Annotated in this window: 31 protein-coding genes, 4 tRNA genes and 1 pseudogene; 23 read left to right on the top strand and 13 right to left on the bottom strand. The window is 66.0% G+C overall.

Translation table 11 applies throughout. The features are described from left to right. Nucleotides 1-605 precede the first annotated feature (605 nt). The 3 genes from A5659_RS12070 to A5659_RS12065 all read right to left on the bottom strand — a co-directional run bounded on the left by A5659_RS12070 (nucleotide 606) and on the right by A5659_RS12065 (nucleotide 2,717). Nucleotides 606-1,826 carry a hypothetical protein gene (locus tag A5659_RS12070; protein WP_067181263.1) on the bottom strand — a complete coding sequence of 407 codons (1,221 nt, stop codon included), beginning with the start codon at nucleotides 1,824-1,826 and terminating at the stop codon, nucleotides 606-608. 252 nt (nucleotides 1,827-2,078) lie between these two features. After that, on the bottom strand, nucleotides 2,079-2,492 hold the full coding sequence (locus tag A5659_RS26935; RefSeq protein WP_231997813.1) for an NUDIX domain-containing protein: 414 nt from the start codon (nucleotides 2,490-2,492) through the stop codon (nucleotides 2,079-2,081). A gap of 153 nt (nucleotides 2,493-2,645) precedes the next feature. Continuing rightward, nucleotides 2,646-2,717, bottom strand: a tRNA-Val gene (locus A5659_RS12065). Between the two features lie 180 nt (nucleotides 2,718-2,897). Between A5659_RS12065 and A5659_RS12060 the strand changes: the two genes are divergently transcribed. The 5 genes from A5659_RS12060 (at nucleotide 2,898) to A5659_RS12045 (ending at nucleotide 5,086) form a co-directional block, all read left to right on the top strand. Further along, nucleotides 2,898-2,970: transfer RNA gene (locus tag A5659_RS12060), tRNA-Gly, on the top strand. A 28-nt stretch (nucleotides 2,971-2,998) separates the two neighbouring features. After that, a tRNA-Cys gene (locus A5659_RS12055) sits at nucleotides 2,999-3,072 on the top strand. A 16-nt stretch (nucleotides 3,073-3,088) separates the two neighbouring features. Beyond that, a tRNA-Val gene (locus A5659_RS12050) sits at nucleotides 3,089-3,163 on the top strand. A 489-nt stretch (nucleotides 3,164-3,652) separates the two neighbouring features. Further along, a complete protein-coding gene (locus tag A5659_RS26930) occupies nucleotides 3,653-4,339 on the top strand; it encodes a class I SAM-dependent methyltransferase (RefSeq protein WP_082972070.1) in 687 nt (228 codons plus the stop codon). 462 nt (nucleotides 4,340-4,801) lie between these two features. Next, nucleotides 4,802-5,086, top strand: a complete 285-nt coding sequence (locus A5659_RS12045) for a hypothetical protein (protein ID WP_066870377.1) — start codon at nucleotides 4,802-4,804, stop codon at nucleotides 5,084-5,086. Between the two features lie 58 nt (nucleotides 5,087-5,144). Here A5659_RS12045 and A5659_RS12040 read toward each other — a convergent pair whose 3' ends face one another. Beyond that, entirely contained in the window at nucleotides 5,145-5,603 is a 459-nt protein-coding gene (locus A5659_RS12040) for a universal stress protein (RefSeq protein WP_066870379.1), read from the bottom strand. Nucleotides 5,604-5,703: 100 nt separating this feature from the next. On the opposite strand from A5659_RS12040, the gene A5659_RS12035 reads away from it, so the two are divergent. Continuing rightward, on the top strand, nucleotides 5,704-6,003 hold the full coding sequence (locus tag A5659_RS12035; RefSeq protein ID WP_066870382.1) for a hypothetical protein: 300 nt from the start codon (nucleotides 5,704-5,706) through the stop codon (nucleotides 6,001-6,003). Nucleotides 6,004-6,143: 140 nt separating this feature from the next. After that, entirely contained in the window at nucleotides 6,144-6,665 is a 522-nt protein-coding gene (locus tag A5659_RS12030) for a hypothetical protein (protein WP_066870387.1), read from the top strand. 60 nt (nucleotides 6,666-6,725) lie between these two features. On the opposite strand, the gene A5659_RS27700 is transcribed toward A5659_RS12030, so the two are convergent. The 3 genes from A5659_RS27700 to A5659_RS12015 all read right to left on the bottom strand — a co-directional run bounded on the left by A5659_RS27700 (nucleotide 6,726) and on the right by A5659_RS12015 (nucleotide 8,169). Then, nucleotides 6,726-7,223 (bottom strand): hypothetical protein, encoded by a 498-nt coding sequence (locus A5659_RS27700; RefSeq protein WP_156749149.1) that lies wholly within the window; start codon nucleotides 7,221-7,223, stop codon nucleotides 6,726-6,728. Between the two features lie 96 nt (nucleotides 7,224-7,319). After that, the gene (locus A5659_RS12020) at nucleotides 7,320-7,826 is read right to left on the bottom strand and encodes a hypothetical protein (protein ID WP_066870393.1); all 507 of its coding nucleotides are present in this window, start codon (nucleotides 7,824-7,826) and stop codon (nucleotides 7,320-7,322) included. Between the two features lie 88 nt (nucleotides 7,827-7,914). Then, complete coding sequence (locus A5659_RS12015; protein ID WP_067138514.1) at nucleotides 7,915-8,169, bottom strand: hypothetical protein; 255 nt, start codon at nucleotides 8,167-8,169, stop codon at nucleotides 7,915-7,917. Between the two features lie 134 nt (nucleotides 8,170-8,303). On the opposite strand from A5659_RS12015, the gene A5659_RS12010 reads away from it, so the two are divergent. From A5659_RS12010 to A5659_RS12000, 3 genes are all read left to right on the top strand, one after another. Beyond that, complete coding sequence (locus A5659_RS12010; protein ID WP_066870399.1) at nucleotides 8,304-8,522, top strand: hypothetical protein; 219 nt, start codon at nucleotides 8,304-8,306, stop codon at nucleotides 8,520-8,522. 19 nt (nucleotides 8,523-8,541) lie between these two features. Then, nucleotides 8,542-8,916: a DUF4189 domain-containing protein gene (locus A5659_RS12005; protein WP_066880439.1), complete on the top strand. Its 375-nt coding sequence runs from the start codon at nucleotides 8,542-8,544 to the stop codon at nucleotides 8,914-8,916. Between the two features lie 101 nt (nucleotides 8,917-9,017). After that, a complete protein-coding gene (locus tag A5659_RS12000) occupies nucleotides 9,018-9,383 on the top strand; it encodes a DUF732 domain-containing protein (protein WP_067019824.1) in 366 nt (121 codons plus the stop codon). Nucleotides 9,384-9,416: 33 nt separating this feature from the next. Here A5659_RS12000 and A5659_RS11995 read toward each other — a convergent pair whose 3' ends face one another. Next, a complete protein-coding gene (locus tag A5659_RS11995) occupies nucleotides 9,417-9,767 on the bottom strand; it encodes a DUF732 domain-containing protein (RefSeq protein ID WP_082976035.1) in 351 nt (116 codons plus the stop codon). A 134-nt stretch (nucleotides 9,768-9,901) separates the two neighbouring features. Then, the gene (locus A5659_RS11990; RefSeq protein WP_067181257.1) at nucleotides 9,902-10,519 is read right to left on the bottom strand and encodes a TetR family transcriptional regulator; all 618 of its coding nucleotides are present in this window, start codon (nucleotides 10,517-10,519) and stop codon (nucleotides 9,902-9,904) included. A gap of 82 nt (nucleotides 10,520-10,601) precedes the next feature. On the opposite strand from A5659_RS11990, the gene A5659_RS11985 reads away from it, so the two are divergent. The 6 genes from A5659_RS11985 (at nucleotide 10,602) to A5659_RS11960 (ending at nucleotide 15,874) form a co-directional block, all read left to right on the top strand. Further along, nucleotides 10,602-11,432 (top strand): mycofactocin-coupled SDR family oxidoreductase, encoded by an 831-nt coding sequence (locus tag A5659_RS11985; protein WP_066880428.1) that lies wholly within the window; start codon nucleotides 10,602-10,604, stop codon nucleotides 11,430-11,432. A gap of 7 nt (nucleotides 11,433-11,439) precedes the next feature. Further along, complete coding sequence (locus A5659_RS11980; RefSeq protein WP_066870410.1) at nucleotides 11,440-12,261, top strand: mycofactocin-coupled SDR family oxidoreductase; 822 nt, start codon at nucleotides 11,440-11,442, stop codon at nucleotides 12,259-12,261. Nucleotides 12,262-12,298: 37 nt separating this feature from the next. After that, nucleotides 12,299-13,075 carry a carboxymuconolactone decarboxylase family protein gene (locus A5659_RS11975; RefSeq protein WP_067181321.1) on the top strand — a complete coding sequence of 259 codons (777 nt, stop codon included), beginning with the start codon at nucleotides 12,299-12,301 and terminating at the stop codon, nucleotides 13,073-13,075. Nucleotides 13,076-13,099: 24 nt separating this feature from the next. After that, entirely contained in the window at nucleotides 13,100-14,563 is a 1,464-nt protein-coding gene (locus A5659_RS11970) for an aldehyde dehydrogenase (protein WP_067181254.1), read from the top strand. A 126-nt stretch (nucleotides 14,564-14,689) separates the two neighbouring features. Continuing rightward, nucleotides 14,690-14,902: a hypothetical protein gene (locus A5659_RS11965; RefSeq protein ID WP_066870416.1), complete on the top strand. Its 213-nt coding sequence runs from the start codon at nucleotides 14,690-14,692 to the stop codon at nucleotides 14,900-14,902. A gap of 51 nt (nucleotides 14,903-14,953) precedes the next feature. Further along, entirely contained in the window at nucleotides 14,954-15,874 is a 921-nt protein-coding gene (locus tag A5659_RS11960; RefSeq protein WP_067181250.1) for a cation diffusion facilitator family transporter, read from the top strand. A 12-nt stretch (nucleotides 15,875-15,886) separates the two neighbouring features. Here the strand turns inward: A5659_RS11960 and A5659_RS11955 are convergent, their stop codons facing one another. The 3 genes from A5659_RS11955 to A5659_RS11945 all read right to left on the bottom strand — a co-directional run bounded on the left by A5659_RS11955 (nucleotide 15,887) and on the right by A5659_RS11945 (nucleotide 17,869). Further along, nucleotides 15,887-16,840 (bottom strand): cytochrome c oxidase assembly protein, encoded by a 954-nt coding sequence (locus tag A5659_RS11955; RefSeq protein WP_067181318.1) that lies wholly within the window; start codon nucleotides 16,838-16,840, stop codon nucleotides 15,887-15,889. Nucleotides 16,841-16,870: 30 nt separating this feature from the next. Further along, nucleotides 16,871-17,215 carry a DUF732 domain-containing protein gene (locus tag A5659_RS11950; protein WP_066870422.1) on the bottom strand — a complete coding sequence of 115 codons (345 nt, stop codon included), beginning with the start codon at nucleotides 17,213-17,215 and terminating at the stop codon, nucleotides 16,871-16,873. A gap of 306 nt (nucleotides 17,216-17,521) precedes the next feature. Continuing rightward, nucleotides 17,522-17,869: a DUF732 domain-containing protein gene (locus A5659_RS11945; RefSeq protein ID WP_066870425.1), complete on the bottom strand. Its 348-nt coding sequence runs from the start codon at nucleotides 17,867-17,869 to the stop codon at nucleotides 17,522-17,524. Between the two features lie 153 nt (nucleotides 17,870-18,022). On the opposite strand from A5659_RS11945, the gene A5659_RS11940 reads away from it, so the two are divergent. The 3 genes from A5659_RS11940 to A5659_RS11930 all read left to right on the top strand — a co-directional run bounded on the left by A5659_RS11940 (nucleotide 18,023) and on the right by A5659_RS11930 (nucleotide 19,895). Beyond that, nucleotides 18,023-18,769: a Clp protease N-terminal domain-containing protein gene (locus A5659_RS11940; RefSeq protein ID WP_067138502.1), complete on the top strand. Its 747-nt coding sequence runs from the start codon at nucleotides 18,023-18,025 to the stop codon at nucleotides 18,767-18,769. Nucleotides 18,770-18,861: 92 nt separating this feature from the next. Beyond that, entirely contained in the window at nucleotides 18,862-19,392 is a 531-nt protein-coding gene (locus tag A5659_RS11935; RefSeq protein ID WP_231997812.1) for a hypothetical protein, read from the top strand. Further along, the gene (locus A5659_RS11930; RefSeq protein WP_067181246.1) at nucleotides 19,380-19,895 is read left to right on the top strand and encodes an N-acetyltransferase; all 516 of its coding nucleotides are present in this window, start codon (nucleotides 19,380-19,382) and stop codon (nucleotides 19,893-19,895) included. Before A5659_RS11935 ends, A5659_RS11930 begins: the two co-directional genes overlap by 13 nt. Here the strand turns inward: A5659_RS11930 and zapE are convergent. Further along, nucleotides 19,873-20,994, bottom strand: coding sequence for a cell division protein ZapE (gene zapE, locus A5659_RS11925; protein ID WP_156749109.1), 1,122 nt, complete (start codon nucleotides 20,992-20,994; stop codon nucleotides 19,873-19,875). The genes A5659_RS11930 and zapE overlap by 23 nt on opposite strands. On the opposite strand from zapE, the gene A5659_RS11920 reads away from it, so the two are divergent. The 4 genes and pseudogenes from A5659_RS11920 (at nucleotide 20,993) to msrB (ending at nucleotide 25,146) form a co-directional block, all read left to right on the top strand. After that, on the top strand, nucleotides 20,993-21,754 hold the full coding sequence (locus A5659_RS11920) for a pyrimidine reductase family protein (RefSeq protein ID WP_066870440.1): 762 nt from the start codon (nucleotides 20,993-20,995) through the stop codon (nucleotides 21,752-21,754). The genes zapE and A5659_RS11920 overlap by 2 nt on opposite strands. 14 nt (nucleotides 21,755-21,768) lie before the next feature. Further along, nucleotides 21,769-23,334: an alpha/beta hydrolase gene (locus tag A5659_RS11915; RefSeq protein WP_067181228.1), complete on the top strand. Its 1,566-nt coding sequence runs from the start codon at nucleotides 21,769-21,771 to the stop codon at nucleotides 23,332-23,334. A 28-nt stretch (nucleotides 23,335-23,362) separates the two neighbouring features. Then, nucleotides 23,363-24,714: pseudogene (gene aftC / locus A5659_RS11910) on the top strand (arabinofuranan 3-O-arabinosyltransferase). A gap of 9 nt (nucleotides 24,715-24,723) precedes the next feature. Beyond that, complete coding sequence (gene msrB, locus A5659_RS11905; RefSeq protein WP_066870449.1) at nucleotides 24,724-25,146, top strand: peptide-methionine (R)-S-oxide reductase MsrB; 423 nt, start codon at nucleotides 24,724-24,726, stop codon at nucleotides 25,144-25,146. Nucleotides 25,147-25,373 lie beyond the last annotated feature (227 nt).

Genomic DNA, 25,373 nt, shown 5'->3' with positions numbered 1-25,373 from the left:
TTCAGCGCAGCGGCTTCCGGCGACGTGGCGGCCGTCGCGCCACCGGGGGCGAAACGGCCACGCGCATCACGGTGAAACACCCGGTTGCTCTTGGCTGCAACCGATTTCGTCGCGTGAGATTTTGGCCGGCGTTTGGTCATCGGTTACTTTTTCTTTTGGCGCGCAGTCGATTTCGCGCGACGACCGATTTTGGTGTTGCTTTTAGCGCGGGCCTGTTTGGCGAACCGTGCGCGAGCGGACTTCTGAGCCTTCGTCAGCTTGGCCATGTTGTCTTACCTCTTCGTGACAGTCGTTATGCCCCGGCAAGGGTTGCGCGACTAGCGTCGCGGGCATTTCCGTCGCCTCTCCGCAGTGATGACGGGTTTTTGTGGCGGCGTCTTGGCGAAATACGGTGTTCCGTAACCATCGCTGGGCTCGGGATTGCGGTGTTGTGCCCGCGCACGAGATTCGACCCATGGCACTACGCGACCGGGGCCATGACTGAATTCGGTTGCGCTGCGTTGGCGTTCGACGTGCCCAGGATCGAAAACGTGCTTGCCAAACCAGTCTTCACCGTCACCGCTCATGATCTAGACCCCGATTCGTGGTCACCCGCTTTCGCTGACCTAAACCGGAATCTGGTCAGCGCTCGGCGGGGTGTAGCTGTTGCCGGTCGTCACCTGCACGGCCACCGCAGCCCCGCGCTGGCGCACACCGACCCCGAACGCCCTGGTGTGAAAACTTTCGACCAAGGGGTAGGCCCCAGCACCGGGGATATGGCGCAGCCCTTGATATGCGGGATTTGAATGCTGGCGAAAACCAATGGCGTTGTACGGGCTGTTCGGGCCATAGGACGCGGCAACAGCCACGTAACCGCTTGGAATAAAGTCAGATTGAATCAACAGCGCTGGGCCGTAAGAGCCTTCAACCTTGACTCCCCACAGTTGGCCGGGCACTTGGGTTCCCACCAGCTCGCCTGCGCTGGTGAGAAACGGCGGGGCATCATTGGCCGGGATGAAATCGTGCGAGGCAATCGGTCCAGAAATTTCGCCACCCTCTTTCGGGCGAGATTCCTCACCGGCCCGCCAGGTTTGGATCAGCTCACTTTCGTCAGGGTTAGCCAAAATCAAAAGCTTTGAATTGCTTTGCGTGCCATAGCCTTTACGGGTGATGAGCCGGATGGCGTCCTCGATGTCTTGATTATCAATCTGGCTTGCACCGCTGGCGATGTAGTGACTCTCGGTCTGAGGGAATGTACGGCCTAAATAGCTCGGCGGTCCCGGCGCAACGCCGTCATACAAATCGTAGACGGTCATCTGGTGTTCGTTGCGCTTGCGCGTATTGGAAAACAGTGCGCGCAAAATCGTTCCGGTAACCAACTTGTTGTCTGCGGCCAAAATGCCATCCATGACCGAATCCACCTGGCGGCGATCCGCGTCGCGAAGGAACCGCCACGAGAACGAGCCACGTAAATCTTTGTCCCGGAAAGTGTATCCGAGAGGCAAAGCAGCAGGCGAGCTAGCCGACTTTGAAACGCCCAATTCGGTTGCGTCCTCAAACGATGCGGTTTGCATGTCCTGCGGGACAGCTTCGCCGCTGACCGTCACGTTGAACTTCAGCAGATCGGTCAGGCTGGTTCGCTCGTTATTCCAGATGTTGAGCAGATCAGCGAATTCGGTGTACACCGCATTCAAATCGCTACCGTCCGCGAGCTGATTAACCAGCACATCGGCTTTGGTGTTAATCCCGTACTGGTGCGTCGGCTGCGTCCCACCGAAAAGCGGGCCAACCGGCACGCCATCAATCACAGCGATGACATCGCGGCCCAAAGTCGTTAGCGTGCTCATTTCCGTTACCTACCTAAAATCGCGGAAATCGGTATAACTCAATCCAAAACCGTTAGAACTCAATCTAATTGAAACGTGACTCTACGCCGCAGTAGGGCAGCAATAGCCGGTCGAACCGGCGTGTCGGATTTGCCAAGGGTCAATTGATGTCAAATTGCCGGTAATTTTCGCCGCGTCCCGCTGGTGTGGCTCCCACCAGGGCGGCGATGTGCGGCCAGCTCGCGGCCAGGCCGGGATGCTGCCGCAGATGAGTCACGTCGTCAACCGGCACCCAGGCCACAGCGCCCTCAAGGCCCGGTCTAGTCGGCAGCGGCTCGCCAGCGATTCGCAACGACGGTCGTGTAGGTCCACCATCCACCGTCGCGCAGCTCGGCTTTGCGCGGTCACCACAGCCGCGCGCAGCATGATGCCAGCCGGGTCTAGCCCGGTCTCCTCGACGGCTTCGCGGACCGCGGCCCCGCTCGGGCTGTTGTCGCGGTGCCCGGCCCCGCCAGGCAGACACCATGTGCCGCCGTGATCGGTCCACCACCCGCGACGCTGCAACAACGCCGCTGGCGTGCCATCGGCGATGGGGGTTACTAGCAACAGGCCAGCCACACCAAACCGGCCAAACAAACACTGTCCGGTTACCGAAATCAGGTGGCTATTTCCGTCACGTACCACCATAAATCGAAAGCGCAACGACATATATCGAGCCATTTTGGGATGGTCGGCGGCGCGTCGGCCAGCAAACTTGGTGCTGACAGCTGGATCTCACGTTAATCGCACGGCTCGCCGGGTGCGAGTACAGAAATAGCCTCTGAGCTGCGCATACTTGGGTGGTCCCGGCTGGGATCGAACCAGCGACCTTCCGCGTGTGAAGCGGACGCTCTCCCACTGAGCCACGGGACCGGCGCCGAGACGGCGAACGACGTCGAAGACTAGCACGCGCCGGCCCCGACAATACCGGCCGCATCGTGTGACGGGTCGACGCGATAGCCTAGACACGGCTCGTACCAAGAAATTTGTATGTGCCCGCTCACGTGGACTATCGTCGTGCTTCGCACCGGGCGACGATGTCGTCCGAGGCGCGCGGATGTAGCGCAGTTGGTAGCGCATCACCTTGCCAAGGTGAGGGTCGCGGGTTCGAATCCCGTCATCCGCTCGAAGGTGCAAGTGGCGTGGACCCCAACGGTGGAGTGGCCGAGTGGTGAGGCAACGGCCTGCAAAGCCGTGCACACGGGTTCGATTCCCGTCTCCACCTCCAAGCTTTTGGTTTCCCGGCGCGATTAGCTCAGCGGGAGAGCGCTTCCCTGACACGGAAGAGGTCACTGGTTCAATCCCAGTATCGCGCACCAGCATTCGTGCAGTTCAGATGTGATTTTGGGAATCTGAGCGGGCATCACGCCCGATACGTGCCCAACCGTTGGCAACTCCATTGCTTCGGGTGTTGCTTGCTGCACTGTCCGCCGGTGTGAAGCGCCCCTCAACGATCTATCTCGCCCGGCTAGCAGCTTCCAGGCGCTTGCGGCGGATGGCCGCGCGGCAGGCGTGGCTGCAGTGGCGTCCATCGGCACGGTGCGCAAGGAACGCTTGCGCAGTAGCCGCAAGGGCCGGGGCAGACGATTGGTTGCCAGGCCTCGGTGTGCTGAGGATAGCCCTGACCATGTCGGTCGCACCGACTCTCCCGAGGACGTAGCGCTGGCGCATCGCCGCGGGCGGACTAATTACTACAAGATAGAGGAGTCGTCAAGGGAATCCGAGAAACCCATATGAACCTCATCGCAAACATGGGACACTGTCCCAGTCAACCGTACGACGCACGGTGAACGGAGGTGCAGTCGGCAATGACGACCCCAGGACCCCTGCCCACGATCAGCGGGAAGTGGGTTCGGCTCTTCCGTTTCTTGTATGACCGCGTTATATCGAAGGTCTACAATATCATTCAATATCCGATGATTCCGCTGAAAAGCGCAGCGGTAAATGAGTTGGATCTTAAGCCTGGCGACCATGTGATCGTATTCTGCTGTGGGACCGGTCTCGAATTTTCCTTCATACAGTCGCGCATTGGCCCTGAAGGGGAGATCCTCGGCATCGACTGGTCAGATGGAATGTTGGAGCGGGCTCGCCACATGATCGCCGAAAAAGGTTGGACGAACGTCAAATTGGTCAAAGGCGACGTTACCGCTTTACCCTTAGGCGTCATTGACAAGGCGTCTTACGACGCGGGGATATGCACGTTAGGCCTGTCCATCATCAGTGACCCTGAAAAGGCATTCCAAGTACTCAAGAATGCTGTGAGAGCAGGAGGGAACATAGTAATCGGTGATGTCTGTTCGTTTTCCGGACTGAAATCAGTTCTGAATCCGATCCGTACCCTCGGAGACCTTCCAGCGGGCAACACGTACAGCAGCCTGGCGCACAGCCGCGTATTCGCTGAAAGTTTGCAATCGCGTTTGTTGGACGTACACGTTAAATGGCACCTTGGTGGGGGGTATTACATTGCGTCAGGCAGAGTTCCGGATCAGACATGAACGAAACACAACAGACCTCAGATACGTCCGCTCCTTAAGAAATCCATTCGTTTGTTGACGGCGGAGAATGGAGTGCACGGGCACCGACGAGCCTGGGCGGCCCCAAGATCATCCGGCTCCATGACGCAGCGTCAACGTCGTTGCGCAGCAAACGATCTCGATATTTCAGCCAGCCCCCGATATTCCGCGTTTCCCCGAAATCTCCGGGTTTTCCCTCGAATCTCTTCCGCCCTCCTGCCTCGGCGCGCCGCTGGCCCGGTTCGAGGCGTCGATCGCGTTGTCGGGGGTGACATCGCGCTTTCCGTGCGCACGTCTTGATGGCCCGGCGTTTTCCTTGCCCGCAGGGCCCGCCGCGCGGGGAGAAACGCGCGAACACTTCTGGGCGAAACTTTCGCCGCCTCAGCACAAGTGAAGTAGTGCACTACTCGTGCCCGCGCCCAAGATCGCGGACACGATCGAGCCATGAAAGACAACCTTGCACCGCCCAGCGGGGCGACCATGGTCGACGAATGGGACAACCTCGGACCGGCCTTCAGGGTGTTCGACGGCCCGGAGTGGAGCATCGACCACCCCGGCCACGGGCAACCGGCCGAGATCGTGGTCTCCGTCATCGGGCGGCAATACGTTGACGGGCACGCCGAGTGCCAGGTCGTCATCGACTGTCCCGACACCCCGATCATCGCGCCAGCCGCAGCCCGGCAGCTGGGCAGGGCGTTGATTGCCGCGGCGGACGCCGCGCACGGATGACTGTGTCCGCATGGCCGGCGCCGACCAGGGGGCGGCACCGACCGATTCTTGGCGACCCTCAGTCGCTGGTGTGCACGATCAAGACGTCGGTCTTGGCCCTGCGGGAAACGGCGGACGGGACCGAACCCAGCAGCCGCCCGGCGACGCTGCTCAGTCCGACATTCCCGACGACGAGCAGGTCGGCGTCGACCTCCTTAGCCAGGTCGACCAGCACGTTGATGGGGGCACCGACGACCGACTTCTCCTCCACGTCCTTGGCCCCGGCCTGGTGCGCGCGCTCCCTGGCGTCCCGCAGGATCCTGTAGTAGGGCGCCTCCCCCACCGTCCGGTAGTCCTGACCGTGGTCGCTACCCGGCGGGATGGCGTAGCGGCCGCGTTCCTCGGGAACGGGAAGATGTGCCGTCACAACGATCAATTTCGCGCCGTGATCCGCGGCGATCGCGGCCGCGCGCGCCACCGCGCGCAGCGACGAGTCCGAACCATCCGTGCCGACCACAACGGTCTGATAGGCGCTCATTCTCATGCAGTGTAAGGCCCACTGCGACCCGCGAGAGAGAAATCGGGCAGACCCCCAAATTCGTGGTTGTTAATCGCCGCGAACACGCAATAATGCCAGCATGCGTCTGATCTACGCCGCTGCGGCGGTCGGCATCGCTATTGCTGTGTCGATGGGGGCGCCGCCGGCTCACGCTGACTCCGGCGTCCCCGGTTACGTCCAGTGCGTGGGCGGCGATGCGAAGCCCCCACCACCGGGAGTAAGCGCCGAGACTTGGTTCCCCAGCCTGCACGTTATCGACAACGACATCGGCTCTGGCATTCCCTCCGAAGAAGTAGTTCGGCGGTTGATCAACATGGGGGTCAAGCCCGACGACGCCGCTACCCGAGTGCGGTGTTATCTGGCCAACCTGCCGCACTAAAGCGACTGCCCCTTCTTGAAATGGTTATGCGGCAACGCTTTTCACGCCTCTTGTTGTCGAAATGCGGGACGGGCGCCAGTACGAGCTCGCGGTCAAATCTGCGAATGCGTTATCTTCTGGCAGTGACCAGACCCGCTCACATGAGCGCACTCGCGGCGACGCTGGCGCTGACGGCCTATTTCACTGCGCCCCAGGGCACCGCCGACCCGACAACCCAACAGCCGCCGTTCCCGACGGGAAAATCCGGCACCAGCATCCACGTCACGGAGTACAGCACCGCAACCGCCGACGTCACGCTCAACAACGCGACGTGGATCTCGTCCGGCTGCTCCAGCGGCGGGGGCTGCACCGTCATCGAGGTAACCATCGAAGGCAAGTCCAACGCGCCGTTCAACTACAGCCAGTCCTCCCTGACCGCCTCCTCTTCCCCCTGGCGGCAGGACCCGAACCGCGATGTCGAGAGCGGCTCATCGCTCGTCGACTACCAGAAGATCAACAAGACGCCGCCGCTGCGCGCGGGCAGCGTCACCAACGGCCAGACCGCCCACGGATTCGTCGCCTACGACGGCAACGTCAAGCAGGGCGACGTTTACATCGAGTTCAACGATCCCAATGCTCCGGCGGCCCCGACCCCGTTGGCGGGCTGGAAAGTGCACACCTGAGCGGAGCCGTCACCGCCACGTCTTCGGGACCCTTGTCCCATAACAGGTTCGATCGCCTGACTAGCCGCCGGACGAAGACTTGGTGGGGTCCTCCGCCTCCGCCAACGCGACCGCGCTTTCCCGGTGATTGTTCGCTGCGGCCTGCCAATGCTCATCGGCCTTGTCCTGTAGTTGCTCAGGATCGCCGATTCCCTCCATGGCCGCGCGCTGCAGATTGTTTGCCGTCCGCTCATGCGCGCGTGCGGCTTCGTCGTGTCCGCGAGAGGCAGCCAGATGCGCTTTCTCGGCGCGCTCCATGGCGTCCTGCGCATACCGGCGCGCCCGGTCGACCGAATCCCCGGAAGAACCCTCGCCGGCGGCCAATTCGGCGCGCCGTTGCCGCAGCTGTTCAATCCGCTGTCCCGCCCTCGCTGCCCGCTCCCGCGGCTCGGGAATCCCTGCGTCTCGCCGTGCATCCATCAGCTGTTGATTCTCGTGGCACGCGACATGATTCGACTCCGTTATTTCGCGCGGAACTGGAAGCGCTGCCCGATGCCCTTGGCCATTCAACGTATCCATTTCGCGCGGTAGGTGTCGACGAATCCCGCCGATTTCACACCGCGATCCCGAGTTTCGAAACCGGTCGGCGCCACCGCCACCCTGAACCGAGGGCCGCTAGCTACCCACGCGCTCGGCGGTCATGTTCATGTCGATGGTCCCTTGGCACGCGCCGCTCAAGATGTCGGTGTGCATGACGCCGGCCAGCGTTCCGTCGGGTTGGGGCGTGTAGTGCACCTCGGCCCGGGCCGGATTCCACTGGATCGTGGTATCGGGCATCATGCAGTCCCACTGAAAGTCGTTGGCCTGCGACCACGACTTTCCATCCCAGGTGAACTGAACCGGCTGCGGCACCGTCGGGTTGGTGGGCGGCGGGCCGCTGACGATGGTGGCGACGCACTTGCCGTTCGTGCAGCTCGAACGGATACCGTAGGTCTCGGTGTGCTGCACCTCCGGGTCGCCGACGGCCATGCTGGTCCCGGCCTTCGGGCCGACCATGAACGTGATCGCGTACTGGCCATTCCAGGACGGATTGTCGGCGAAAGCCGTCGGGATAAACCACACGGAAATTGCGAACGGCACCGCCGATAAACCGACGACGGATTTCACACGGTGCGGCGTCATCGTTCCTCCTGCGGGTCCGTACTCAGTCAATAGTCGTATGCCGAGCCGTCGCCGACAAGATGCCGGCGATAACCCGAATTCCGGCGCCCTACCAGCCCCACTCGTCGTCGTCCAGAACATCAACGGTCAGGGCGTTGTCGGCGGGGCCCTTCGTCCCATAGGTAAAGGTCAGCAGGGTGCGGTCGTCGTCGAGGGGTTCGGTCGCGACGACGGTGGCGTGCCCGACCTTCATGCGGATCCGGTCGCCGGGCTTCAATTCGTCGACGCGTTTAAGCGTCACACCCGACCAATCGGTGAAGTGCTGGTGCTGCAGACACTTTGGCGATTCATCGCCCTCCTTCACGACCGAGTCTCCCGGCCTGAAAGCGCATTTGCGGACCGCCTGACCCTGCAATTTCGCGCGGCACAGCGGCGGGTTGCAATATACCCCGGTGTCGAATTGCGGTCCGGCGCCACGGCCGGAGCACAATGTGAGGCGTGAGTTGGACGAGGTATACCGGCAGAGCGCTCGCGGATATCACCCTGGACGGCGACGCGTTGCATGCCGAGCTCGAAGACTTTATCCGCGTGGACAATCCGCATCTGACCGATGTTCGCCTCGAGCGGGCCACGGCGACCGAGACGGACAGCGCCGGACCGTCCAAGCGGTGGTACGAAGTCACTTACCTGGCTGAAGACCCCGAAGGCAATTCGTAACATGCTCAGGAGCGCGCCGATGCGACCGGTCATTGCCGTCGTGGCTGCGGTCGGTTGCGCGATCGCCGCGCTGCCCGTGCCGATGGCCCGGGCCGACGACGGCTTCGTCGCCCTCGCCGTGTCGGTGGGGAGCGGACGAGCCGCCGGCTGGGGCACCGGGGCCAGTCAGGACCAGGCGAACCAAGTCGCGCTCGCGCACTGCACCGCCGAGGCCGGCGACGTCTGTGAAGTGGTGGCCGGCACCCGCAACGGCTGCGCATCGGTGGCGTTCGACCGCCTCTCCGGCCGGTTCCAGGGCGGTTCGGGGCCCGACGCCACCGCATCCACCGCCGACGCGCTGGCCAAGCTGGGTTCACCCAACGGGCACATCAAGGCCACCCACTGCTCGTCCTGAAATCCGTGCCTCGCCGCGAGAAGTACACCGCGATGTCGACTATCGTTCATGGAAGTCGTCCTTGCCTGCACGCCGACGGGTCCGCGCACTGAGGGGAGACCATGACTGTGACGAAGGCCGGGAAGTGGCCGGCGCTCTGCGCGGTTTTCCTGTCCGCTGCCTTGGCGTTCGCGGCGCCCGCCTCAGCGGATGACACCGACGACGCGTTCATCGCGGGCCTCTCCAAGGGCGGAATCACCATGCCCGACAACGACGATGCGATTGGAAAGGCCCGCACGGTGTGCACCAGCATCGCCACCAACCCGAACGCCTCGGTGCTGGCGATCCAGCTGGCCAGGCAAACGGACCTCTCGGTCAAGCAGTCCGCCTACTTCGTCGGCCTGTCGATAGCCACCTATTGTCCGCAGTACAAGGAGGACATCGACCCGTCGGTCACCTGGCTGCTGCCGGGACCCCCGCTCATGTGAGCACACCTGCTGCGGTGCAAGGGATTTCGCCGTTCAGCAGTGGTCGGTCCAGCACCGCTGCAGGGGGCAGTACGTCGAATGCGCAAGGCTCACCATGGATCCGACGTCTCCGAAGGTGACATTCCTGGGGTCCAGGATCTGGTGGATGCTCTGGGAGATCTGCTCATAGGTCCAACCCCAACCGATGTCATCACAGATCAGGCGCCCCATCCCGGTAAGGGCGGCGTCGTGATCGGGCGGCCAACTGAAGCCGGCGGCACGCAGTTGCGACAGGTACGCGTCGTCGAGGGGGTCGGCGGTGGCAACCGCGGCGCTGGTAATCAGAGCCGCGCCCAACATGACGGGGATGGCCAACGCGGCCAGCCGGCGAGCTGAGGACATCATGCGCTTCCTTTCTTCGGGGCGTTCACGATGCCGTCGACCCATAGCGGCATGAAGACGAAGAATAGGCACAATCGGGAAAAAGCGCCTTATGAACGGCTGAATAATCGGATTTTCAGGCCGTCAACGCAGTCGGTTCAGCCTCGCGCGGGCAGACCGTTCTCGTACGCCGTGGTCAACCAGAACAGGGTGCGCTCGATACCCGGCACGATTTCGGTGACGTCGATCTCCCCCTGAGCGAATCGGGTGAGCAGCCCGTAGACGACGCCGGTGAGGATGAGCTCGAGGTCTTTGGCGAATCCCGGATCCGCTTGCGCCAGAACGGCTTTGGCGACGGGAACGACGGCGTCGACGCCACGCTGGATGAGGCGCTTTCCGCCGGGCCCCGAGCGGGCCTGGAAGTAGGAGCGCAGCATTACCGGATGCCGTTCCCACGGCTCGAAGATGGTCCGCATCACGTGCATCAGGTCCACATAGATCGACTCACCGGGCAGATCGTCGATCAGCGACGGCAGGCGCGCATAGCGATTGGCGTCCATCCACCCGTCCAGGGCCGCGACGATCAGCTCGTCGCGCGTGCGATACCGCTTGTAGATGGTCGCCAGGGAAACCCGCGCCCGCCGGGCCACCTCGCGCAGCTGGACGGCCTCGTAGCCCTCGCTGTCGAGCATCTCGACCACGATGTCCAGGATCGGGTCGGTCCGCGGCCCGGACGCGCCGTTCTCGGCATCCACTGCCGCCCCTGTTGCCGTCATGAGTAACCATGTTACTGTGCGCAGGTGAGTAACGGCGTTACTCTGCCCTGATCTGGGTCGACGAACAGAGAGGACGCGCGCCGTGGGGTCAATAGATGGCAAGGTCGCCTTCATCACCGGGGTGGCGCGCGGCCAGGGTCGCAGTCACGCCGTGCGGCTCGCGCGCGAGGGCGCCAACATCATCGGCATCGACATCTGCGCCGACATTCCGGCCAACGGTTACCCGATGGCCTCCCACGAGGAGCTGGACGAGACCGTCGCGCTGGTCGAAGAAGCCGGCGGCAAGATGCTGGGCACGGTCGCCGACGTCCGCGACTTCGAGCAAGTCAAGGCCGCAATGGATGCCGGAGTCGAGCACTTCGGCCGCCTCGACATCGTGCTGGCCAATGCCGGGATCGCGCCGCTGGCGTTTCGCCAGTTGAGCATCGAGGAGGAGCTGGCGCAGTGGCGGGCGGTCACCGGCGTCAACCTCGACGGGGCCTATCACACGGCGTGGGCGGCCGTCCCGCACCTGTTGGCCGGCAACCGCGGCGGGGTCATCATCTTCACCAGCTCGACCGCCGGCATCAAGGGCTTCGGCGGCCTGCAGGGCGGCGGACTGGGCTACGCGGCGTCCAAACACGGGATCGTCGGGCTGATGCGCACCCTGGCCAATGCCCTTGCACCGCTGAGCATTCGGGTCAACACCGTGCACCCGACCGCGGTGAACACTATGATGGCCACCAACGACGACATGACCGAGTTCCTGGAGAAGAATCCCGGCGCGGGTCCCCATCTGCAAAACCCGATGCCCGTCGGCATGCTGGAACCCGAAGACGTCAGCGCCGCCATCGCCTACCTGGTCTCCGACGAGGCGAAGTACGTCACGGGCGTGACCTTCCCCGTCGACGCGGGCTTCTGCAACAAGGTTTGATACGCGGATGACGACGAACAACGCCGCCGGCCGGGTCGCGGGCAAACGGGTCTTGATCACCGGCGCCGCGCGCGGCATGGGACGCTCGCACGCGGTGCGGCTGGCCGAGGAAGGCGCCGACTGCGTCCTGGTGGACATCTGTTCCACCCCAGCGGGTTTGGAATACCCCCTGGCCACCGAAGACGACCTGCACGAGACCGCGCAACTGGTGGAGAAACACGGCCGGCGTGCGATCACCAAAGTCGTCGACGTCCGCGACGAGACCGCCATGAAATCGGCGGTCGACGACGCCGCCGGCGAACTCGGCGGACTCGACGGCGCGGTCGCCAACGCCGGCGTGCTCACCGTCGGCACCTGGGACACCACCACCGCCGAGCAGTGGCGACTGGTCGTCGATATCAATCTCATCGGCGCCTGGAACACCTGCGCGGCCGCACTCCCCCACCTGGTCGCCCGGGGCGGCGGGAGCGTGGTCAACATCAGCTCGTCGGCCGGCATCAAGGGCACGCCGCTGCACGTGCCCTACACCGCCTCCAAGCACGGCATCGTCGGCATGACCCTGGCGCTGGCCAACGAGCTTGCCGCACAGAATATTCGGGTCAACACCGTGCACCCCACCGGGGTGGCCACCGGGATGGCGCCCCCGAGCATGCACACCCTGATCGCCGAGCAACGGCCCGACCTGGTGCCCATCTTCCTCAACGCGCTGCCCGCGCCGCTGATCGAAGCGTCCGACGTGAGCAACGCGGTGTTGTATCTGATCTCCGACGAATCCCGCTACGTCACAGGGCTGGAACTGAAGGTCGACGCCGGTGTCACCATCCGATAGGGCTCCGATGAACGACGGTGCGCGACGCGAACGCGGGATGCGTACCTTCGCCGAGGTGATGACGATCGACCCGCCCGACGCCGACAGCCCGTATGCGGGCGGATTGATCGACTTCGTCTTCGGCGAGGTCTGGTCGCGACCGGGCCTGTCCCGCCGCGATCGACGGTTCGTCACGCTGGCCTGCGTCGCGGCCGCCGACGCGCAGGCGCCGCTGGAGCAGCACGTCTACGCCGCACTCAACAGCGGCGACCTGACCATCACCGAAATGCGGGAGAACGTCCTGCATTTCGCGGTCTACGCGGGCTGGCCGAAGGCGTCCCGATTCAACATCGCCGTGGATGTGCAATGGGCCAAGATCGCCGGGGAGCGCGGCGAGGCGGCCCCTCCCCCGGAACCGCTGCTGCCGCTGGTCACCGCCAGCGACCCCGAGCAGCGACTGCGGGGCGGCGAAGAGTCGTTCAAGGAGATCAACTGCCTGCCCTTCGCGCCGATGCGGGACAACCCCTACTCGGGAGCGGGCATTCTGAATTTCGTCTTCGGCGAGATGTGGTTGCGGCCCGGCCTGGGCATGAAGGAACGCCGCCTGATCACCGTGGCCTGTGTCGCGTTCCAGGACGCCGAAATCCCGATCATGTCCCACGTGTACGCGGCGCTCAAGAGTGGCGACGTGTCCTTCGAGGAGATGGACGAACTGGCGCTGCAGTTCGCCGCCTACTACGGCTGCGCCAAGGCCGACTACCTCAACCAGGTGATCGCCGAACAGAAGCAGCGGGTGACGGCCGAAAACCAGGCCGATCACACCACCGTCGGCTGACAGCACACCGGAAGGCATCCCGTATTGACAGCCACCGCGACCTCGCCGCCCCGCTCGGGCGCGTTACTCATTGGCACAGAACGCATTACCACCGCCTCGGGCGGCAGCTATGAGCACGCCTACCCCGGCACCGGCGCGCTCAACGCGACCATCCCGCTGGCCGGTCACGACGAGATCGACAGGGCCGTCGACAGCGCCTGGGACGCGCATCGCGAATGGGTCTCCTATCCCGTCGATCGCCGCCGCGACCTGCTGGTCGCGCTGGCCGACGTGGTGCGCGACCACTTCGCGGAGCTGACCGAGCTCAACGTGCACGATTACGGCGTCCCGGTGTCGGTCGCCGGCAACTCCGTACTGACCGAGCGGTTCCTGCGGTACTACGCCGGTTACGCCGACAAGACCCACGGCGCAAGCACTCCCGTGGCCGGCGCCTTCGACGTCAACCTCGTCGAACGCGAACCGTACGGCGTCGTCGGCGTCATCGCCCCCTGGAACGGGCCGCTGGTGGTGGCCGGCGCGGCCGTGGCGCCCGCACTGGCGGCGGGAAACGCGGTCGTCCTCAAGCCCTCCGAGCTGGCGTCGTTGGCGCCCTTGCGCTTTGGTGAACTCTGCCTCGAAGCGGGCCTGCCGCCGGGATTGGTCAACGTGTTGCCGGCCGGCCCCGCGGGCGGTGACGCGCTGGTGCGTCATCCCCGGATCGGCAAGATCCACTTCACCGGCGGCCAGGCCACCGCCCAGAAGGTGCTGCAGGCCGCGTCGCACCATCTCACCCCGGTCATAGCCGAATTGGGCGGCAAGTCAGCCTATCTCGTGTTCGCCGACGCCGACCTGGATACGGCCGCCGTCATCGCCGCCCATCAGGGGCCCATCACCCAGGCCGGCCAAAGTTGCGCCTGCGCCTCGCGCATTCTCGTCGAGGCGTCGGTGTACGCGAGCTTCGTGGACAAACTCGTGGCGACGGTGCGGGCCGCCAAGATCGGTGATCCGCTGCAACCCGACGTCATGCTCGGTCCCGTCATCACCGAAGCCGCCGCCGACCGCATCCTCGGCGTCATCGACCGGGCGGTCAGCGACAAGGCCGGTGAGCTGGTCACGGGCGGACGCAGGCTCGGTGGCGAGTTGGCGTCCGGTTATTTCATCGAGCCGACGATCTTCGGCAACGTCGACAATCGGTCGGCGCTGGCGCAGACCGAAACCTTCGGGCCGGTGGCGTCCGTCATCCCCTTCGCCGATGAGGCCGAGGCGGTCAGGATCGCCAACGATTCCCGCTACGGCCTCAATGCCTTCGTGGCGACGTCCAACCTGGAACGTGCACATCGGGTTGCGCGTCAGCTGCAGGCGGGTTCGGTGTGGGTGAACCGGCACAGCGACATCGAGCCGCAGGGCCCCTACGGCGGCTACAAGCAGAGCGGGTTCGGCCGCACCGGCGGCGTCGAAGGCCTGTATGAGTTTTTGCAGGTGAAGAACATTCGCATTGGCATGAGCTGACACCGCTAGTTTCGGCCCCGACGGCATTTGCTGTCACCCCGCGCGCCCCGGCCGGGCCGTCCTCCCCGCGCCGCGTGAAATATTGTGCAAATCAAGTATTTCCGCTAGAGGGGTAGAGTCGCGGGCATGAGTTTGGTCGAGTGGCTGAGGACGCCGCGCTACTTGCGGACGCGTTTCATGATGGAAACGCGTCCGCTGAACCGCCTGGAGATGGAGATCGTGTTCCTCGAGGTCGCCGCCCGTGACGCGTTGGTACGCCTGCCCGTGGCGTTCATGATCCTGCCCAAGGCCCCCCGGCCCTGGCGCGATGGCCCGTCCACCCCGGAACAGGGCAAGTAGAGGTTCCACGCGGGACTTGGGAGCCGCGACCGAGTCGGGCATGCTGACGGTATGCACGTGAGCAGCGGAGTACGCGACCCGGCGGCCAGTTTCCCCCTCGACACCGCGGCGGACGACGCCGGCGAGCGCCGGCAGGCCAACCGCGCCGTCGCCGTCAGCGCCGTCGGGCTGGCGCTGACCGGCCTGGTCGAATTGGTGATCGCGCTGGTGTCCGGTTCGGTGGCGTTGCTGGGCGATGCGCTGCACAACCTGTCGGACGTGTCCACCAGCGCCCTGGTGTTCATCGGCTTCCGCGCGTCGCGCAAGCTGCCCACCGAGCGGTATCCCTACGGCTACGAACGCGCCGAAGATCTCGCCGGTATCGGTGTGGTCGTGGTGATTTGGGGCAGCGCCGTGGTCGCCGGTTTCGAGAGCGTCACCAAGTTGCTCCGCCACGGCGGCACCGGCTACGTGAGCTGGGGCATCGGCGCGGCCGTCGTGGGCGTAATCGGCAATCAGCTGGTGGCCCGCTACAAACTGGTGGTGGGCAGGCGAATTCGGTCGGCGACCATGGTGGCCGACGCCAAGCATTCGTGGCTGGACGCGCTGTCGTCGGGCGGCGCGGTGCTCGGGCTGATCGGCGTGGCACTGGGGTGGGGCTGGGCCGACGCCGTCGCGGGGATCGTGGTCACCGGGTTCATCTGCCACGTCGGCTGGGAGGTGACCGCCGACATCGCCCATCGCCTGCTCGACGGCGTCGACCCCGACATCATCACCACCGCCGAGGCCGTAGCTGCGTCGGTCCCCGGTGTGACGCACGCGCACGCCCGGGCCAGATGGACCGGGCGGACGCTGCGCGTCGAGGTGGAGGGGTTCTTGAACGCCGACACCCCGCTGGCGGCCGCCGACCAGATCGGCCGCAGCGTCGCCGCGGCGCTGACGCCACGGATCCCGGAGATGCAGAGCTTCACGTGGACGGCCCGCGCCGCCTGAGGTGACCCGGCCTCAGCGGCGGAATCGCTCCCGCAGCTGCGGGTCGTTCTCCCACCAGAGTCCCGACGACGCCGGGATTTGACCCTCGGCGTCCTGCGTCTTGGGGGCCGCCTCGGCCTCGTCCAACTCGGCGTCGACCGCCACCGCATGCGCCTGCTCGTCGCGCGACAGCGCGCGCATCAGCAGCAGCACGAACGGCCACCCGACCAGATCGCCGAGGATCCACAACACGCCGGCCCCGATCGTCTGGTCGAGCCGCGGGTCGGGTCCCCAATTCCGTTGCAGCCCGCCGTAGTACGTCGCGCCGATCAACGATCCCTGCCAGATGACCAATCCCAGGACGCCATCGCCGAGCGCCTCGGCGACGGTGATCAGCAGCGAGATCGACTGCGGGTACCTGCGGGGTACCGGGTCTTCCTGCAGCCGGGCGTAGAAGTAACCGAATCCCAGCACCACCAACAGGATCCGCGTCGGCGCGCCGACCCACTCGGTCCGCAGGGCCGCGGTGTACCAGGGCGTCAGATAGAGCAACCACGGCGTGGCGAGCATCGCGACCGACGTGGTCGCGGGATGGACGAGCACGCGGGCGAACCCGGTGGCCAACAACCGGTCGATGCGGTCGCGGCCGGCCGGCCCCACGGCATCGCGAAAGACGGTGACCGGCTTGGCCTGCGCCATGAAGAACGGCACGACGTACAGCAGCAGCAACACCTGCAGCGCCCGCACCCAGAACAGGACGTGGGCGTAGGCCCCGATCGCGCTGATCGTGGCCAGCGCCCACGCGAGCAGGCTCAACCCGGAGCACGCGGCGTTCGTCGGGCCGACCGCACCCTGGGCGGCTCGGGCGCGCCGGTAGCACCACCCGTAGCCGGCGGCGAACACCGCCACGACGATCACCGCGACCGGGTCGAAATGCCAGGTCTGGACGGCCGCGTCCCACGTCAGCGGTGCGGGATCGACGCGCACGAACACCAGCCTATTGCGGCCGGGAAGGGCTCAGTTGCCGACTGCGCCCTCCGGCTTCGGACCGCGGTCCTCGCCGGTGATGTATTTCGGGCAGTAGTGCGCGGCCGCCAGATAGGTGAACTTGGCCGCGGCGGCGCCCTGGAAAGCGGGATTCTGATTGCGCAGGTCGGTCACGATCTTCGCGTCGGACTGGCCGTCGTCGAGCAGTTCGCACACCGACTTGCCGATGGTGATCGCGTTGCCGGCGTCCTGGTAGGTGAGGCCGGCGTCGCGGAGGTCCTTGAGGAAGTCCTGATCGTTGTCGATGTCCGCATGCGCCGGCGCGGCCAGGACGAGCATGGCGGCAAGGCTGGTCAGCCCCAGGAGAAGTCGCATAACGCTGTGATTGTCGCAAACCCGCGGACGATTGGCATCTCGTCGGGCGAACGGGAGGTGAACTGTCACGGTTCCGCCTCGCCTGGATGCCAGCCGTTGCGCACCGAGAAATGGCCCCCAATTCACCGGCTCAGCAAACCCACGGAAATGTGCCGTGCAATTGGTCGACGCAATCGCTTTCGCCCCCGACCGCGTGCGGCACATTAACGCGGAAATGTTGACAACAGGTTTCGTTTACAATGCGGCGAGCGCGCAATTGTAAAATTCGGATTACCTGCCCGCGCATGCCTGCCGTCGGGCGGTCCGCTAAGACGAGGAGCTGGTGGCCGTCACGCTGGGCGCGGGCGAGCTCTTGTTCGAAATCACATATGGGCAATAGGCATTGACTGCTATGGCAGCGAACTTGTTGGCCTTGTCATCGCTCAGGTCGGAGTTCTTGGATTCCAGCGTCGAGACGACGTCGGACATCCCGGTACCGTTCACGAGCGTCTTACACACCCAATGGCCCGCGCCGACCACCGTATCGCTGTCGGAATAGGTGATTCCCGCGGAGTCGAGAGACGCGACGAATGCATCGTCGGTGTCGTCGGCGTGCGCGGGCACTGCCATGCCGATTACTGCGGCAAAGCTCGCCGCAACAAGAAGAAGTTTCATATACCACAGATTGGCAGAGAAGCGAACGCTCCGCATCTCCTGAGGCAAAACCTTGCCGCTTTCCTACCGGAGACGCCCTCTGGGGTGGCAACCCCCGGCCGCGTCGTCAACCGCTGGTTGACACTTCCCGGCCGTCAACCTACCGTTGACGGTATGTCCGATCCCGTCCGCATCTCCTACCCGATCCGCCTCGACGAGCTGATCGACGCCATCAAGTCGACGCGCTCCGACGTGCTGGATCAGCTGGCCGACGCCGTGCTGGCCGCCGAACACATGGGCGAGATCGCCGACCATTTGATCGGTCACTTCGTGGACCAGGCCCGCCGCTCTGGGGCGTCCTGGACCGACATCGGCAAGAGCATGGGCGTCACCAAGCAGGCCGCCCAGAAGCGCTTCGTCCCGCGTGCCGAGCCCGCCACCCTCGACCTCGACCAGGGGTTCGCGCGCTTCACCCCGCGGGCGCGGGGCGCGGTGGTGGCGGCCCAGAACGCCGCGCACGACGCCGGCAACAGCGAGATCACCCCGGATCACCTGTTGCTCGGCGTGCTCGGCGACGCGGCCGCACTGGCGACCGTGTTGCTGCGCCTGCAGAATGTCGACACCGAGGCGCTGCGCGCCGCCGCGACGGAGGCGATCGCCGCGCTGCGCGTGGAAGCCCAACCGCCGCAACTCATTCCGTTCAGCGGACCGGCGCGCAAGGCGCTCGAGCTGAGTGTGCGCGAGGCGCTGCGGCTCGGCCACAACTACGTCGGCACCGAACACCAGCTGCTGGCGCTGCTGGAGCTGGAAGCCGGCGCATCGGCCCAGGGGCCGCTGCACCGCTGCGGTGTCGACAAGGACCGGGTCGAGGCGGATCTGGTCAAGGCGCTGCAATCCCTGTCCGGCGGCAAGGACGGGTGAGCGGTGCGGCCGACCCCTCCCTTCGCGTCCCCGCGTGTGCGATCATGCGTGGGTCCCCTGCAACGGCGCCAAGGAGGCACGACATGGCGAAGATGCACCGCTGGCTGATGGTCGCCGCCGCCTTGCTGCTCGCGGTCGCCGGCCTCACCGCCGTCGGCGTCGGCGCGGTTCCGTTGCCCCGCGCGTGGGCCGGTGACGCGCCGATCGGCCACATCGGTGACACGCTGCGGGTGGACGGCGACACGTTCATCGCCGACGTCACCGTGAGCGGCGTGGCGCCCTGCGACCCGCCGCCCGGATTCGGCTACACGCGCGAAGGCACCTACAAAGGCTTCCCGGGCAGCACCGTCGAGCGCGCCGACGTGACCATCCGCGCGATCCGGGTGCCCAACCCTTATGTCATGGCGACCGTGCTGAGCTTCAACGGGGTGACCCCGAACGCCGACGCCTACAAGCCGCGGGCCTCCGATGCGCCCGACGCGCTGGACAACGTGCTCGTCAACGCGCCCAACGGGGCGATCGTGCGCGGCGGCGTGTACTGGGACGCCTACCGCGACCCCGTCACCACCGTCGTGCTGCTGGACAAGAAGACGGGTTATCACCTCGCGCAGTGGAACCTCTGACCGCAACGTTCCAGACCGCGCCGGCGAGTTCCGGCGACGCCGTAGAGCTGGCCGCCGTTGCGGCCCTTACCTTTCCGTTGGCGTGCCCACCCTCGGTGACCGCCGAGAACATCGCCGCGTTCGTCGGCGCCAACCTGTCGGCGGCCCGCTTCGCCGAGTACCTGAGCGATCCGGACCGCGCCGTCATCACAGCGCGCCAGGACGGCCGAATCGTCGGCTACGCCATGCTGCTTCGCGGCGACTCCGACGACTCCGCCGAGCTGTCCAAGATGTATGTCCTGCCCGAGCGCCACTCCAGCGGGGCCGCGGCGGCGCTGATGGCACGCACGCTGGCGGTCGCGGCCGACTGGGGCGTGCGCCGGGTGTGGCTGGGCGTGAACCGGGCAAACGAACGCGCACAACGCTTTTACCGCAAGAGCGGATTCACCATCCACGGCACCCGCACGTTTCGGCTGGGCGCCGGCGTCGAGAACGACTACGTCATGACCCGCGAGCTGGATTAGCCGCCGCGGTCAGCGCCAAGAGCCGGGAAGTGGCCCGCAAATATTTCTTTCGGTATCCCCCCGCCAGCATCTCCTCGCTGAAGATGGTGTCCAGCTTGGTCCCCGAGGCCACCACGGGAATGCCCGCGTCATAGAGCCGATCGGTGAGCGACACCAGCCGCAGCGCGACGTTCTGGTCGTCGATGCCGTGCACGCCGGTCACGAACACCGCGCTCACACCCTCGATCAGCGCCAGGTAGCGCGACGGGTGCATGGTGGCCAGGTGCGCGCACAGCGCATCGAAGTCGTCGAGCGTCGCGCCGTCGACCTGCGCGGCGCGCGCGGCCACCTCGCCGTCGGACAGCGGCTGCGGCGCCGGCGGCAGGCCGCGGTGCCGGTAGTCGGGCCCCTCGATCCGCACGGTCGTGAAAATGCTTGCCAGCGTGTTGATTTCGCGCAGAAAATCCTGAGCGGCGAAGCGGCCCGCACCGAGCTGCTCGGGCAGCGTGTTGGAGGTGGCCGCCACCGAGACCCCACGCTCGACCAGCGAGGAGAGCAGCCGCGAGATCAGCGTGGTGTTGCCCGGATCGTCGAGTTCGAATTCGTCGATGCAGACCGCCGTGTAGCCGGCCAGCAGGTCGACGCACTCGGCGAAGCCGAACACCCCGGCCAACTGGGTCAGCTCCCCGAACGTCGCAAACGCCTTGGGGGCTTGGCCATCCGGCGACGCACCCGGCCCGTCACCGGGGAGCTCGTAGTAGGCCGACGCCAGCAGGTGCGTCTTGCCCACGCCGAACCCGCCGTCCAGGTACAACCCGACACCGGGCAGGGTTTCGCGCCGCCCCAACAGCTTTCGGCGACCGGCGCGACGCTCGACGGCCTGGCGACAGAAGTCGCGGCAGGCCACCACCGCGGCGGCCTGCGTCGGCTCCGCCGGATCGGGCCGATATGTCGCGAAGCTCACGTCGGCGAACGTCGGGGGCGGCCTCAATTGGGCGATCAGCCGCTCCGGCGACACCGTCGGATGCCGATCCACCAGGTGAGCCACGCCGCCCGCGACGCCCGCGGAGGTGGACCCGTGCATGCAGGCACTGTAGCGGCGTGCTGCAATCAGACCCATGCCCGACTCTGGCGCCGCGCTGTCGCTGCTCGGGTCGGTGCGCGGCCTCGACGAGGGCGACCTCCCCGGACTCTATGGCTATCCCGCACACGACGGGACGTGGGTGCGGGCGAACTTCATCGCCAGCGTCGACGGCGGGGCCACCTCCGGTGGCAGCAGCGGCGCCATGGGCGGCCCGGGCGACCGGTTGATCTTCAACCTGTTGCGTGAACTCGCCGACGTCATCGTGGTCGGTGCGGGCACCGTGCGGATCGAGGGTTACTCCGGGGCGCAGCTGTCCGTAGCCCAGCGTCAGCACCGGCAGGCCCGCGGGCAAAGCGAGGTCCCCCAGCTGGCGATCGTGACCGGATCGGGCCACCTCAACCGGGACATGGCGGTGTTCACCCGCACCGAGGTGCAGCCGCTGGTGCTCACCTGCACCGCGGCGGTCGAGCAGACACGCCGGGCGCTCAGCGGCCTGTGCGAGGTGCTCGACTGCTCGGGCCACGATCCCGAGAAGGTGGACGAGGCCGCCCTGTTGGCTGCCCTCGGCGCGCGCGGCATGCGCCGCGTCCTCACCGAGGGCGGGCCGACGCTGCTGGACTCGCTGATCCGGCGCGACCTGCTCGACGAGCTGTGCCTGACGATCGCGCCCTGCCTCGTCGGCGGCCAGGCACGACGCATCGCCGCCGGCTCGGGGCAGCTGCTCACCCGGATGCGATGTGCCCACGTCCTGACCGACGACGCCGGCTACCTTTACACCCGCTACGTCAAGGCCTAGCTACTGTGGTCGGCATGAGTCGGCCGTACACGTGCGCCACGATCCTGGTTGCGGTGACCGCGTTGCTGGCCGGCTGCGTCCCGGGGCTGGCCGCCGACCCGCGGTTCGCCACCAATTCCGGTGCGCGACCCCAGGGAGCGGCGACCTCCAAGCCGCCGCCCAGCGGGCCGCCGCCGATTGCGGCACCCAAGAACGACCTGGCGTGGCACGACTGCACCTCGCGGGTGTTCGCCGACGCGGCCGTTCCCGCCGCCGCCGGTGTCCAGTTGGACTGCGCGACCTACGACGCCGACCTGGACCCGGTCAACGGCGGGGGCGGCACACTGAGCATCGGTGTGGTGCGCGCCCGCTCCAGCCAGACACCCCAGGACGCCGGCCCGCTGGTCTTCACCACCGGCTCCGATCTGCCGTCCTCGGCGCAGTTGCCGGTCTGGTTGTCCCGGTCGGGCGCCGACGTGCTGGCCAGCCACCCCATCGTCTCCGTCGACCGCCGCGGTATCGGCATGTCGAGTCCCATCGACTGCCGGGACAAGTTCGACCGCCAACAGATGCGCGACCAGTCGCAGTTCCAGACCGGCGACGACCCGGTGGCCAACCTGTCCGAGGTGTCCAACACCGCCACCACCAACTGCGGCGACGCCGTCGGCATCGGGCCGAACGCCTCCTCGTACGACAACGCGCACGCCGCCTCGGACATCGAGCGGCTGCGCGCCCTGTGGGACGTGCCCGCCCTGGCGCTGGTCGGCATCGGCAACGGCGCGCAGGTGGCGCTGGCCTACGCCGGATCGCGGCCGGACAAGGTGGCCCGGCTGATCCTCGACTCACCGGTTGCGTTGGGCACCAACGCCGAAGCCTCCGCCGAGCAACAGGTCAAGGGACAGCAGGCCGCGCTCGACGCGTTCGCCGCCCAGTGCATCGCGGTGAGCTGCGCGCTGGGCGCGGACCCCAAGGGCGCCGTCAGCGCCCTGCTGGCCGACGCCCGCGCCGGTCATGGCCCCGGCGGCGCGTCGGTGGCACAGGTGGCCAACGCCATCACCGTCGCACTCGGTTATCCCTCCGACGGCCGCGTCAACGCCACCACCAACCTGGCCAACGCGCTGGCCGGCGCGCGCTCCGGCGACACCAACGCGCTGAACAATCTGATCAACCACGCCAACGCCGTCCAGGACTCCGACGGCCAGTTCGTCAACGTGTGCAGCGACGCGGTCAACCGCCCCACCCCGGACCGGGTGCGCGAACTCGTCGTCGCCTGGGGCAAGCTCTACCCCGAATTCGGCACCGTCGCCGCGCTCAACATGGTCAAGTGCGTGCACTGGCCCACCGGCTCCCCGCCGCCCACGCCGAAGACCCTCAAGGTCGACGTGCTGCTGCTCGGCGTGCAGAACGACCCGATCGTCGGCACCGACGGCGTCGCGGCCACCGCGGCCAGCATCATCAACGCCAACGCCGCCAGCAAGCGGGTGATGTGGCAGGGCATCGGGCACGGCGCCGGCATCTTCTCCGGCTGCGCGGTGCCGCCGCTGATCGGCTACCTCAACAGCGGCAAATTGCCCAACACCGACACCTACTGCCCGGCCTGACGCTGCTTTCCGGCGCCCGCGGGCGCCGGTGTACGGTGCGCTGGTGACGGCAGCTGAATCGACCCGAACCGGCCTGCGTGACCGGACCCTGGCCGCCTTTGGTCCCCGCACCGGCGCACCGAGCGTCGGGCCGTGCTGCGGATGGCGTTGTGGCCGCTGGCCATCCTCTCGGTCCTGCACCGCAGCATCGTGCTCACCCTCAACGGGAACATCACCGACGACTTCAAACCCGTCTACCGCGCGGTCCTGAACTTCCGGCACGGCTGGGACATCTACAACGAGCACTTCGACTACGTCGACCCGCACTACCTGTACCCGCCGGGCGGCACGCTGCTGATGGCCCCGTTCGGGTACCTGCCGTTCACGCCGTCGCGGTTCCTGTTCATCGGAATCAACACCGTCGCGATTCTGATCGCCTGGTACCTGCTGCTGCGGATGTTCAAGTTCACGCTGGCCTCGGTGGCCGCGCCCGCCCTGCTGCTGGCGATGTTCTGCACCGAAAGCGTGACCAGCACGCTGGTGTTCACCAACATCAACGGCTGCGTGCTGCTGGCCGAGCTGCTGTTCCTGCGCTGGCTGTTGGACGGGCGGATCAGCCGGCAGTGGTGGGCCGGCATCGCGATCGGGCTGACGCTCACGCTCAAACCCGTGCTGGGACCGCTGCTGTTGCTGCCGCTGCTGAACCGCCAGTGGCGAACGCTGATCCCCGCGATCGTCGTGCCCGTGGTGATCAACATCGTCGCCTGGCCGCTGGTCAGCGATCCGATGGACTTCGTCACCAAGACGCTGCCCTACATTGGCGGCACCCGGGACTACTTCAACAGCTCCATCGAGGGCAACGGCGTCTACTTCGGCCTGCCCACCTGGCTGATCGTGTTCCTGCGAATCCTGTTCGTGCTGATCACGATCGGCGCGCTGTGGCTGCTGTACCGCTACTACCGCACCCGCGACCCGCTGTTCTGGTTCACCGGCTCCTCGGGCGTGCTGCTGCTCTGTTCCTGGCTGGTGCTCCCGTTGGCCCAGGGCTACTACTCGATGATGCTGTTCCCGTTCTTGATGACGGTGGTGCTGCGCAACTCGCTGATCCGCAATTGGCCGGCCTGGCTGGGGATCTACGGATTCATGACGCTGGACGACTGGCTGATCTACCGGGCGATGAGGTACGGCCGCGCACTGCATTACCTCAAGATCACCTACGGTTGGTCGCTGCTGCTGATCGTCGCCTTCACCGTGCTGCTCTACCGGTACCTGGACGCCAAGGCCGAAAACCGGCTGGACGAGGGCATCGATCCGGTGTGGCTGACAGACGAGCGCGAGCGAGACGCGCTGACCGCAAGCGCGGCGGAGCCGGGCACAGCGGGTCAGCGCCTTGCGCGCTAGCGTGGAGGCATGACCTCTCCCGACGTGTCGCCGCCCAAGGTGCAGCTGACCGATGACGAATGGCGCAAGAAACTTTCCCCGGAAGAGTTCTATGTGCTGCGCCAGGCCGGCACCGAGCGGCCCTTCACCGGTGAATACACCGACACCAAAACCGAAGGCGTATACCAGTGCCGGGCCTGCGGTGCCGAATTGTTCCGCAGCACAGAGAAATTCGAGTCGCACTGCGGCTGGCCGTCGTTTTTCGACCCGGCGAAGTCCGACGCGGTGATTTTGCGGCCCGACCATTCGATGGGCACCACGCGCACCGAGGTGCTGTGCGCCAACTGCCACAGCCACCTGGGTCACGTGTTCGCCGGCGAGGGCTACCCGACGCCGACGGATCAGCGCTACTGCATCAACTCGGTGTGCCTGCGGTTGGTGCCGGCGGGCTAGCTTCCCGCGGGTTCGCTGCGCAGGTGCCGCGACACTTAAACGGTTGCGACGACGCGCCGCGGCGGATCGCAACCATTTAAGTTTCGCGGGACCTCATCGACACGTCGTGACGTCTTTGACGTTGTGGACGACGTATTCGTGGGCAGCGAGGCAGTGCGACTCGGGCTGGTGAGCCCGTATCAGCTGCGGACGAGCTTCCGCGCGATTTATCCGGACATCTATCTGTC

Origin of the sequence: Mycobacterium sp. 1165196.3 (assembly GCF_001673415.1) — a bacterium.
In the GTDB taxonomy this organism is placed as follows: Bacteria; Actinomycetota; Actinomycetes; order Mycobacteriales; family Mycobacteriaceae; genus Mycobacterium; species Mycobacterium europaeum_A.
This window is presented reverse-complemented; position numbering and strand designations above follow the sequence as displayed.